General features: G+C 66.4%; 13 protein-coding genes and 1 pseudogene. 9 read left to right on the top strand and 5 right to left on the bottom strand.

Features of this window, described 5'->3' with window-relative positions; all coding sequences use genetic code 11:
- Window positions 1-2 precede the first annotated feature (2 nt).
- Window positions 3-857, top strand: a pseudogene (locus AC1D34_RS28755) (DMT family transporter); the annotation flags it as partial.
- Between the two features lie 195 nt (window positions 858-1,052).
- On the opposite strand, the gene AC1D34_RS28750 reads toward AC1D34_RS28755, so the two are convergent.
- Entirely contained in the window at window positions 1,053-1,385 is a 333-nt protein-coding gene (locus AC1D34_RS28750; protein WP_476826049.1) for an outer membrane protein assembly factor BamE, read from the bottom strand.
- Window positions 1,386-1,689: 304 nt separating this feature from the next.
- Between AC1D34_RS28750 and AC1D34_RS28745 the strand changes: the two genes are divergently transcribed.
- The 6 genes from AC1D34_RS28745 (at window position 1,690) to AC1D34_RS28720 (ending at window position 6,023) form a co-directional block, all read left to right on the top strand.
- On the top strand, window positions 1,690-2,235 hold the full coding sequence (locus tag AC1D34_RS28745) for a ubiquinol-cytochrome C chaperone family protein (protein WP_441504742.1): 546 nt from the start codon (window positions 1,690-1,692) through the stop codon (window positions 2,233-2,235).
- Window positions 2,228-2,788, top strand: coding sequence for a YceD family protein (locus AC1D34_RS28740; protein WP_441504741.1), 561 nt, complete (start codon window positions 2,228-2,230; stop codon window positions 2,786-2,788). The genes AC1D34_RS28745 and AC1D34_RS28740 overlap by 8 nt, the downstream gene beginning before the upstream one ends.
- A gap of 112 nt (window positions 2,789-2,900) precedes the next feature.
- Window positions 2,901-3,956, top strand: a complete 1,056-nt coding sequence (gene plsX, locus AC1D34_RS28735) for a phosphate acyltransferase PlsX (RefSeq protein ID WP_476826047.1) — start codon at window positions 2,901-2,903, stop codon at window positions 3,954-3,956.
- Between the two features lie 11 nt (window positions 3,957-3,967).
- Window positions 3,968-4,945, top strand: coding sequence for a beta-ketoacyl-ACP synthase III (locus AC1D34_RS28730; RefSeq protein ID WP_476826046.1), 978 nt, complete (start codon window positions 3,968-3,970; stop codon window positions 4,943-4,945).
- Window positions 4,946-5,133: 188 nt separating this feature from the next.
- A complete protein-coding gene (locus tag AC1D34_RS28725) occupies window positions 5,134-5,448 on the top strand; it encodes an integration host factor subunit alpha (protein WP_069876977.1) in 315 nt (104 codons plus the stop codon).
- Window positions 5,445-6,023: a MerR family transcriptional regulator gene (locus AC1D34_RS28720; RefSeq protein ID WP_441488680.1), complete on the top strand. Its 579-nt coding sequence runs from the start codon at window positions 5,445-5,447 to the stop codon at window positions 6,021-6,023. The genes AC1D34_RS28725 and AC1D34_RS28720 overlap by 4 nt, the downstream gene beginning before the upstream one ends.
- 35 nt (window positions 6,024-6,058) lie before the next feature.
- Here the strand turns inward: AC1D34_RS28720 and AC1D34_RS28715 are convergent, their stop codons facing one another.
- Complete coding sequence (locus tag AC1D34_RS28715) at window positions 6,059-6,520, bottom strand: translation initiation factor 2 (protein WP_441504739.1); 462 nt, start codon at window positions 6,518-6,520, stop codon at window positions 6,059-6,061.
- A gap of 323 nt (window positions 6,521-6,843) precedes the next feature.
- On the opposite strand from AC1D34_RS28715, the gene sugE reads away from it, so the two are divergent.
- The gene (gene sugE, locus AC1D34_RS28710) at window positions 6,844-7,158 is read left to right on the top strand and encodes a quaternary ammonium compound efflux SMR transporter SugE (RefSeq protein ID WP_069876975.1); all 315 of its coding nucleotides are present in this window, start codon (window positions 6,844-6,846) and stop codon (window positions 7,156-7,158) included.
- A 40-nt stretch (window positions 7,159-7,198) separates the two neighbouring features.
- Here sugE and AC1D34_RS28705 read toward each other — a convergent pair whose 3' ends face one another.
- The 3 genes from AC1D34_RS28705 to AC1D34_RS28695 form a co-directional block, all read right to left on the bottom strand.
- Window positions 7,199-7,366, bottom strand: coding sequence for a hypothetical protein (locus AC1D34_RS28705; RefSeq protein ID WP_176733240.1), 168 nt, complete (start codon window positions 7,364-7,366; stop codon window positions 7,199-7,201).
- A 59-nt stretch (window positions 7,367-7,425) separates the two neighbouring features.
- Window positions 7,426-8,358 carry a LysR family transcriptional regulator gene (locus AC1D34_RS28700; protein WP_441488678.1) on the bottom strand — a complete coding sequence of 311 codons (933 nt, stop codon included), beginning with the start codon at window positions 8,356-8,358 and terminating at the stop codon, window positions 7,426-7,428.
- 210 nt (window positions 8,359-8,568) lie between these two features.
- Window positions 8,569-8,994 (bottom strand): DoxX family protein, encoded by a 426-nt coding sequence (locus tag AC1D34_RS28695; RefSeq protein ID WP_113518213.1) that lies wholly within the window; start codon window positions 8,992-8,994, stop codon window positions 8,569-8,571.
- A 196-nt stretch (window positions 8,995-9,190) separates the two neighbouring features.
- Between AC1D34_RS28695 and AC1D34_RS28690 the strand changes: the two genes are divergently transcribed.
- On the top strand, window positions 9,191-9,365 hold a 175-nt coding region (locus AC1D34_RS28690; protein WP_476826048.1), incomplete at its 3' end, for a VOC family protein.

Genomic DNA, 9,365 nt, shown 5'->3' with positions numbered 1-9,365 from the left:
TGCTGGTCCTGCTCGCCACCCTCTGGGGCGGCTCCTACACCTTCATCAAGATCGGCGTGGAGACGATTCCGCCGCTGACCCTGATTGCCGGGCGTACCCTGATCGCAGGCGTGATCCTGTTGGCGGTCATCCGCTGCTGCGGCCTGAGGCTGCCGCGCGACCTCGACAGCTGGCGCAAGTTCCTGTTCCAGGCCTGCCTGAACAGCGCCGTTCCCTTCACCCTGATCGCCTGGGCCGAGCGCAGCGTCGATGCCGGCCTTGCCGCGATCCTGAATGCGACGACCCCGGTCTTCGTCTTCCTGATCACGCTGGCGCTGACGCGGAGCCGGGAGGTCGACCTGCGCAAGGCCTTCGGCGTCGCAGCCGGGCTTGCTGGCATCACCCTGGTGGTCGGCATGCAGACGCTGGGCGGGTTCGGCAGCGAACTGGCCGCGCAGATCGCCATCGTACTTGCCACGGTCTGCTATGCCTGCGCTGCCCTGTTCGGCCGCAACTTCACCGGCTTCGATCCGCTCATCCCCGCCGCCGGTTCGCTGATCTGCGGGGCAGCCCTGCTCACGCCGGTCGCGCTGGTCGTCGACCGGCCCTGGACGCTGAGCCCTTCGCAGGATTCGCTGATCGCGCTCCTGGCGCTGGCGGCGGTCTCGACCGCGCTCGCCTTCGCCATCTATTTCCGGCTGATCCGGACGCTTGGTCCCGTCGGCACCACGGCGGTGTCCTATCTGCGCGTGCCGGTCGGCGTCGCGATCGGCATCGTCTTCCTCGGCGAGCGCCTGAGCCCGACGGCCTGGGTGGGGCTCACCCTGGTCATCCTGGGCGTGATCGCGATGACGCTGCCCGAGCGCAAGCTGGCGCAGCCGGCCCAGATCGCCGTGCGTCCATTCGGACGCAGGAGCGGCGATCGAGCTCTTTGGTCAAGCATCGGATTTTTCCGAAAACCGGATTCTCCACCTTTCGGTCCGATGCTCTGGCGAATGCCGCAACCCAAAGAAAAACCCCTGCGGCGTGGGCCGCAGGGGTTTCTCGTGTTCGGTCATTCCGGTCGGGTCGGCTCAGTTGCTGGCCCCGCCCAGGCCGCCGAGCGGCGAGAACTTGGTGACGCCGCGGAAGAGGTTGCGCAGGAAGCTCTGCTCCTCGCCGCCGGTGACGGTGGTGCGGCTGATGAAGTCGAAGATCACGCCGTCCTGGAGGCCGTACTGGGCGATGCGCTCGACCTTGAAGGACTTGTTGAAATAGATCACCAGCACCTTCTGGTCGATGACGCTGGGTTCCTGGAACTGGAAGCGCCGGCGCACCGTCTGGCTGATATAGTAGAAGGTCCGGTTCCCGACGGTCGAGGTCGTCGAGGGCGTGCCCAGTATGGTCAGCACCTGCTGCACGTCCATGCCGGTCTTGATCTGCGCGACCAGGCGCTCGTCCATGACGAAGCCGCGGGTGTATTGTTCGTTCAGCCCCGYCGATGTCGGCAGGACGAATCCGCCCCGATCTGCTCCGCATCCGGCTAGAGCGAGTGACGAGGTCGCGAGAAGGCCGAAGAGGGCCGCGCGGCGGGTCATGTCGATCATGCGGGAGAATCCAGGAGCAGAGTGGGCAAGGAGGTATCCGAAGCCGCTTGTCAAACGGGTAGAGGTTGGCGTAACGCCCGAGAATGGCTTTGGCAAGGCAGTGGCGGCGAGCGGAGATGCGCTGGTGATCTTCGGCTTGTTCGGAAAACGCGCAAAAAGGCTCGCGCCGGTCGAGGCGCTGCTGGCCCGCGTGGCTGACGCGTCGCGCCAGCCCGGTCTTTATATCGGCGGCGGCATCCCCGACACGTTCGAAGGGCGCTTCGAATCGCTGACGCTGCATGCCTTCCTGATTCTGCGGCGCCTGCGCGAACTTCCGGCGCCGGCCAGCGATCTGGCGCAGGATTTCGTCGATGCCTGCTTCGCCTATCTTGAGCTCGGCTTCCGCCAGGGCGGGATCAGCGACATCGCCGTGCCCAAGCGCATGAAGAAGATCGGGCAGAGCTTCTACGGCCGCATCAAGGCCTATGAGAGTGCGCTCGCTGCGCCTGAGCCGGGCGCGCTGGCCGAGGCCTTGCGCCGCAATGTCAGCCCGGGCGAGGGGGCGACAGCCCTGGCCGATTATGTCGGCCAGGCGCTGGAACGTCTGTCGCAGCTCGATCTTGACGCAATTTTGGGGCAGGAGACTCTCTTTCCTGCATTCCCGGTTCACGAAAGTACCCCCAGTGTCTGATTCCGCTCGTGCCTTGCCGCTGAGCCAGCCCGTCCGCGTCGAGACGATCAAGCCGCGTGGCACCCATATCGTGGTCAGGCCCGAGGGCTCTGCGCTCGTCGGGCTCGCCCGTGCGCTCGACCTGCCTTCGATCGAAGCGCTCGAGGCGCGCTATGAACTCGCCCGCAATGGCGAGCGCGTGAAGCTGGAGGGCGAGATCGCGGCGCAGCTGCATCAGACCTGCATCATCACGCTCGAGGCCTTCCCGGTCAGCATCAAGCTGCCCGTGAAACTCGATTTCGCGCCGGAGGCCGAGGTTCTCGCCGCCGCCCGCCGCGAGGAGGAGGACGAGAAGAAGGGCGAGATCGACATCGAGGTCATGCTCAACGAGGAGGACCCGCCGGAGCCGATCATCGACGGCATGATCGACCTTGGCGCGATCACCCTCGAGTTCCTGGCGCTCGGGCTCGATCCCTATCCGCGCAAGCCCGGAGTGAATTTCGAAGCGCAGGTCGACGACCCGGCGCTTGCATCGCCCTTTGCGGCCCTGGCCAAACTGAAACGCGGCGAATGACGGCTTTACCGGCACGCGCAGTGGCTTGCGGCGGCTCGCCAAGTCGCTATTGTCCGCCGCCGCCCTATTTTGCGCCACAGCGGCCGAGCCCCTCGGGAACAATCAGCACCCAATGAAACGACCAGTTACAATCGCGCTCGATGCGATGGGCGGGGACSATGGCCCTGCCGTCGTCGTGCCAGGCGCGGCGCTGACCCTCGAGCGGCGGCCCGACGCGCGCTTCGTCATCTTCGGCGATCAGGCCCAGGTCCTGCCGCTTCTGGAGGCCCACCCGAAGCTCAAGGCGGTGACGACCTTCCACCACACCGAAGTGTCGGTGAAGATGGACGACAAGCCGAGCCAGGCCCTGCGCTATGGCCGTTACAAGTCCTCGATGTGGCGTGCCATCGACGCGACCAAGACCGGAGAGGCCGATGTCACGGTCTCGGCCGGCAATACCGGCGCGCTGATGGCGATGTCGAAATTCTGCCTGAAGTCGATGCCGCAGGTCGACCGCCCGGCGATCGCGGCGCTCTGGCCGACGGTGCGCGGCGAGAGCGTGGTGCTCGATGTCGGCGCGACGATCGGCGCCGATGCGCGCCATCTCGTCGATCTCGCGGTGATGGGCGCGGCCATGGCCCGCGTCGTCTTCGATCTCGACCGGCCGACCGTCGGCCTGCTCAATGTCGGAGTCGAGGAGATCAAGGGCGTCGAGGCCGTCAAGGAGGCCGGTCGCATCCTGCGCGAGGGCAACCTGCCGCATCTCGACTATCGCGGCTTCGTCGAGGGCGACGACCTCGGCAAGGGCACGGTCGACGTCGTGGTGACCGAGGGCTTCACCGGCAACATCGCCCTGAAGACGGCCGAGGGCACCGCCCGGCAGATCGGCGAGTATCTGCGCGCCGCGATGAGCCGGTCGCTGATGGCCAAGATCGGCTATCTCTTCGCACGTGGCGCATTTGCCGCGTTGAAGGACAAGATGGATCCGCGCAAGGTCAATGGCGGCGTCTTCCTCGGGCTCGAAGGCATCGTCATCAAGAGCCATGGCGGGACGGACGCGATCGGTTTCGCCAGCGCGACCGAACTGGCTTATGAGATGGCGCGCGATGACCTGATGGCCAAGCTGCGCGAGATGGTGGCTGCCTCGGTGCAGCCGGAGACGGCGCCTCAGGCCGCTGCCGTCGAATAGGGATCTCTGACTTGTCCATTCTGCGATCTGTGGTTTGCGGATGCGGCTCCTATCTGCCGGAGCGCATCGTCACCAATGCCGAGCTTGCCGAGCGCGTCGACACGACCGACGAGTGGATCGTCCAGCGCACCGGTATCCGCCAGCGCCATATTGCGGCCGATGACGAGCCGACCTCGGTCGTCGGCCTCAGGGCGGCGCAGGCGGCCCTGGCCGATGCCGGCATGGATGCCTCCGAGATCGACCTGATCATCGTCGCGACCGCGACGCCGGACCATACCTTTCCGGCAACCGCGACCCAGATCCAGGCGGCGCTGGGCATCACCGAAGGCGCGGCCTTCGACCTGCAGGCGGTCTGCTCCGGCTTCGTCTTCGGCCTCGCGACCGCGGATAATTTCATCAAGACGGGCAGTGCCCGCGCCGCGCTCGTGATCGGCGCCGAGACCTTCTCCCGGATTCTCGACTGGGAAGACCGCACCACCTGCRTCCTGTTCGGCGATGGCGCCGGTGCCGTCGTGCTCAAGGCGGAGCAGGGGGAGGGCACGCTGGCCGACCGCGGTGTCCTGACAACGCATATCCGCTCCGACGGGCGCTACAAGAACAAACTCTATGTCGATGGCGGCGCAGGCTCGACCAAGACGGTCGGTTTCCTGCGCATGGAGGGCAAGGAGGTCTTCCGCCATGCGGTGCAGAACCTCGCCGATACCGTCCGCCACACCTTCGCCGCGACCGGGCTCAGCGGCAACGACATCGACTGGTTCGTGCCGCACCAGGCCAACCGGCGCATCATCGATGCCACCGCCGACAAGCTCGGCATCGCGCATGACCGCGTCGTGGTGACCGTCGACAGGCACGGCAACACCTCGGCCGCCTCGATTCCGCTGGCTCTGGCGGAGGCCCATCACGACGGGCGAATCCAGCCCGGCCAGCTCGTCCTGATCGAGGCGATGGGCGGCGGCTTCACCTGGGGGTCGGCCTTGATCCGCTGGTGAGCATTTCAGCTGAGAACGCTGGCACTTAGGACAGTTTCTCTTCCCTTTTTTTGCCATTTCGACCGAGGGCGCTACTAAACGGCGCTCGAGGATTGACCGGACCGTCCGGGACGCATAGCGTCCGGCGTCCGTAATGGCGCAAGGCTGGTGACGAGGTCACCGGCCCATGAACGCCTTGGAGGCTATGAATGGCGGGGCAAACGGTCACTCGCGCCGATTTGTGCGAGGCTGTGTATCAGAAGATCGGTCTGTCGCGGACAGAGTCGTCGAAACTTGTCGAAGCGGTGCTCGACGAGATCTGCGATGCGGTCGCGCGCGGCGAGAATGTGAAATTATCGTCCTTTGGCTCGTTCGTCGTGCGAGACAAAGGCGAGCGAATCGGGCGTAATCCGAAAACGGGCGTTGAGGTCCCCATCGAGCCGCGTCGCGTGATGGTGTTCAAGCCTTCGAATGTGATGAAGGCGCGCATCAACGGGCAGGCGGGCGAGGGCGACGAGGAGTGAGTCTGGAGTTCCACACCGGCAACGTAGAGGCCGAATTGGACACCAAGAGCCCAGATGCCTTCCGGACAATCAGCGAGGTCGCAGACGACCTCGACATCCCCCAGCATGTCCTGCGTTTCTGGGAAACGCGCTTTACCCAGATCAAGCCACTCAAGCGCGGTGGCGGCCGGCGCTATTACCGGCCGGACGATGTCGCCCTCCTGAAGGGCATTCGCCGGCTGCTTTACGGCGAGGGCTATACCATCAAGGGCTTGCAGCGGATCCTGAAGGATCAGGGGCCGCGCCATGTCCAGGCCATTGGCCGGGGCGGGCCGATCGGCGGGCAGGCTCCCGCCGCGGTTGCCGCACCCGTGCCGGCGCCGCGTCGGCCCGCGCCGGCGAACGCACCGGAAGGCTCCGACGATGAATTGCCCTGGCAGCTCGATATGGAGCCGGCGCAGCCGGAGGAGCCCGATCACCGGGCCGAGTTCGGCGAGGATCTTGTCCTGCTGAGAGCCGCGCTCGTCGAAATGACGGAATGCCAGCGCGTCCTGCGCGGCGTGCTGCAGCCGGAGCTCGGCGGCGACGCGGGCTGAGAGGCCCGCATCGCGATTGGCTGTCTTCCCAGAGATCAGGAAACCGGCGTGGCCCGTGCCGCGCGCAGGCGGCGGCTGAAGCGCGAGCTGCGCGTGCGGCTTTCGATCCTCGAGGTCGGCACCAGCGTGGCGACGACGGGATTGGGATAGTGCTCCAGCGTCGAGCCCGTCGCGGCGTCGACGCCCATTCCGACGATGCCTCCGACGATGACGTTTCCAGCGAAACCGGCGGCCCCGGCCCCGGCGACCCGGGTCGCGACCGGAATCTGGGCGTCGTGGAAGCCGCGCTTGCTGTAGCTGACCGTGAACTCCGACTTGCGGCTGACCTCGATCGTGCAGGGCGTCGATGGGCAGCTATGCCCGGTCGAGGTGCGTGCGTCTGCGCCCGGCGGAATGCTGTCGATCGTAACCTGGCTTGTCGTACCCCGTGTGACGGTGGCGCAGCCGCCCAACGCCGCGGCGACCGCAATCAAGCCCACCCATTTCCCCAGATTCATCTTTGCTTGGCCCCTTGTTGCCCCCACCGGCAATGCCGGTGCAATGCCCGTAGTCAGCGCCCGAACGGGGCGCCATGCCGCAGGCGGAACTCCTGGGGGCGGCACGAGCCTTATGCACAAGACTAACGTAGGGGTATGTCGGTCGGGCTCCCGCGAAGGAGCTGGCCATGAGAGCCATGCAGAGGTCAGCGGTGGCGCGCTCCTTCCCAACCGGCAGAGGCGCGGCCTAGTTTGGGCTAAGGGCGGCGTCTCCTGCCGCGTCCCGGGGCGTGGACGACCTCGCCTTGTTTCGACTGGCCCCTTCTCATGCGGAGCGCGCTGCCATGGCCTGGCTCTATCTCTTCGTCGCAGGCCTGTTCGAGGTCGGCTGGGCGATCGGCCTCAAATACACGCAAGGCTTCACCCGCCTCGTCCCGACCCTGCTGACGCTCGCCAGCATGGTCGTCAGCCTCGGCCTGCTCGGTCTGGCGCTGAAGACGCTGCCGGTAGGCACAGCCTATGCGGTCTGGACGGGCATCGGCACGATCGGGACGGCGGCGCTCGGCATCGTGCTGCTCGGCGAGCCGGCAGGCGCCCTGCGGCTTGCCTGCATCTCGCTCATCGTGGCGGGGATCGTCGGGCTTAAGCTGGTCTCCTGACCAGCGTCACGTTCTGGCCAGCGTCACCGTCTGACCGGTGTCATCTGCGGAAGGCGTCAGGCCAGTTGCCGCTTCTTTCGAGCAGCACGATCAGCAGGACCACGGCGAGCGTGATCGCCAATGTGATCAGCTTGGCGTTCCAGGGCGCGCCGCGGCCGATCAGCCAGATCAGGCTGAGCCCGATCGCGAGGGGGATAAGCATCTCCATGACGAGAGCCTAGCRCCGGCTGCGCCGTAAGGGAACCCGACTGTGCTCCTGAACGCGGCTCAGCCGCCGCGCGCCGCGACGGCCCGCTCGCCTTCGATCAGCGGCTTCATCCGGCCGATCTCGGCCGCCATGAAATCGAGGAACAGCCGCACGCGCGGCGAGTGCCTGAGATCGGGATGGGTCAAGAGCCAGAGATCGGCCGCGAATTCGGGATCGGGCGCCGCCAGGCGGACGAGGGCCGGCTTGGTGTCTGCAATGAAGCAGGGCAGGAAGCCGATGCCGATGCCCGCCTCGACGGCCTCGGCCAGGCCGAGCACCGTGTTGACCTTGTAGACGATGCGCTCCGGCGGCACGTAATCCTGCAGGAAGCGGACGGCCTTCAGCCAGGCGAACTGGTCGCCGAGCGAAATCCAGTTCTGGTCCCGGAGCGTCTCCATGCTGGTATCGGCATCGGGCGGGAAGCGGCTCGCCAGCCCGTAGAGCGCCCAGGCGATGCGGGCGCCGCGCCGGCCGACCAGGGTCTCGGGCGGATTATCGGTCGCCCTGATCGCGACATCGGCGTCGCGCTTGGAAAGGTTGAGCGCCTGGTTGCTGAGCAGGATGTCGAGGCGGATCTCGGGACATTGCTGCAGGAAGGCCGCGAAGACCGGGGTCAGCAGGTCGACCAGCAGGGTGTCGTTGGTGGTGACGCGCAATTCGCCGGCGGGCTGGATTTCCTGCCCGGCGAGCTTGCGGGTGAAGGCGGTAATGTCCTCGTCCAGCCGCCCGGCGAGCTGCACCATTTCCTCGCCGGCGGGCGTCGGCACATAGCCGCTGCGGTGCCGCTCGAACAGTTTCAGGCCGAGCCCGTCCTCGATCTGGCCGAGGCGGCGAAACACCGTGGAATGGTTCAGGCCGATCAGGCTGGCGGCGGCCGGCAGGGCGCGGGCTTCGGCGATCGCCTTGATCAGCCGGAAATCGTCCCAGGCGAGGGTCTTGCTCGTGCCGCTCATCCGCTTTTCGTCCTTTCATGCGTCCGCCGCCGTCATGGCGCCAGAGCATCGGCCCGGGAATTGGATACCGGTTTTCGGAAGAAGCCGATGCAAGAACAATGCGCTACAGCATCCGGCCGGATGCCCGGTCGGATGCTGTAAGCCATGCGGCGGCGATCGGGAAGACGTGGCGCGGGCCCTTGGGCCGCGCTCACCGATAGTCGACTGCGCTCAGGCGGTGGCGACCGCAGCGCGGGGGCTGAAGCGCACAGGGCGCAGGGCCAGGGCGCCGTCGCCGATCAGGCCGTGGGCCAGCGCCGTCAGCGCCAGGAAGGCGGGATATTCCCAGCCGCCATTGGCCGCGGTGAAGAGCCAGCCATTCGGAGCATGCACCATCAGGGCACCCAGCAGGACCGGCAGCAGTGCCAGCGAGACGAGACGGCCGTAGAAGCCGGTCAGGATGGCGACGCCGCCAATGAACTCGGCCAGGATGATCGGCCAGGCGAGGAAGCCGGGCAAGCCGACCTGGCCCAGAAAGCCGGCGAAGCCTGCGGGAGTGAACACGGCGAGCTTGAGATAGGCATGGGCGATGAACATCAGGCCGAGCGCGACACGCAGGCCGAGGGCGCCGTAAGGGGCGAGGCGATTGTCGATCATGATTGCATCTCCAGAAGCAGGGGACCGGGTTGGTCTCGGCACTGAAAATGCCCTCTCTCCGGCGCAATGCAAATTGTTAGATGCCAAGACGTTCATTGCTTCCGTGCAATGATACCGGGCTGGTGCTTTGCCTGCCGCACTCCGATCTTTGGCCGGAACGAGGCGCCCCGCCTCAAGCCCTTTCGGAGGACAGGCCATGCAGATCAACGGCATCCACCACGTCACCGCCATTTCCGGCCCCGCGCGCCGCAATCTTGATTTCTACGGTCGCGTGCTGGGGCTGCGCCTGGTCAAGAAGACCGTCAATTTCGACGATCCGAGCAGCTATCATCTCTATTACGGCGACGAGGGCGGCTCGCCCGGCACGATCC

It is taken from the genome of Allobosea sp. P1_A7 (genome assembly GCF_056406775.1).
The sequence above is the reverse complement of the archived record's forward strand: the minus strand, read 5'-3'. Positions and strand labels throughout refer to the sequence as shown.

Bases quoted from the DNA above. Each gene is read 5' to 3' on its own strand.
- AC1D34_RS28750 (WP_476826049.1), bottom strand. From the start codon at position 1,385: ATGGACGTGCAGCAGGTGCTGACCATACTGGGCACGCCCTCGACGACC.
- AC1D34_RS28725 (WP_069876977.1), top strand. From the start codon at position 5,134: ATGGCGGGGCAAACGGTCACTCGCGCCGATTTGTGCGAGGCTGTGTAT.
- AC1D34_RS28715 (WP_441504739.1), bottom strand. From the start codon at position 6,520: ATGAATCTGGGGAAATGGGTGGGCTTGATTGCGGTCGCCGCGGCGTTG.
- sugE (WP_069876975.1), top strand. From the start codon at position 6,844: ATGGCCTGGCTCTATCTCTTCGTCGCAGGCCTGTTCGAGGTCGGCTGG.
- AC1D34_RS28705 (WP_176733240.1), bottom strand. From the start codon at position 7,366: ATGGAGATGCTTATCCCCCTCGCGATCGGGCTCAGCCTGATCTGGCTG.
- AC1D34_RS28700 (WP_441488678.1), bottom strand. From the start codon at position 8,358: ATGAGCGGCACGAGCAAGACCCTCGCCTGGGACGATTTCCGGCTGATC.
- AC1D34_RS28695 (WP_113518213.1), bottom strand. From the start codon at position 8,994: ATGATCGACAATCGCCTCGCCCCTTACGGCGCCCTCGGCCTGCGTGTC.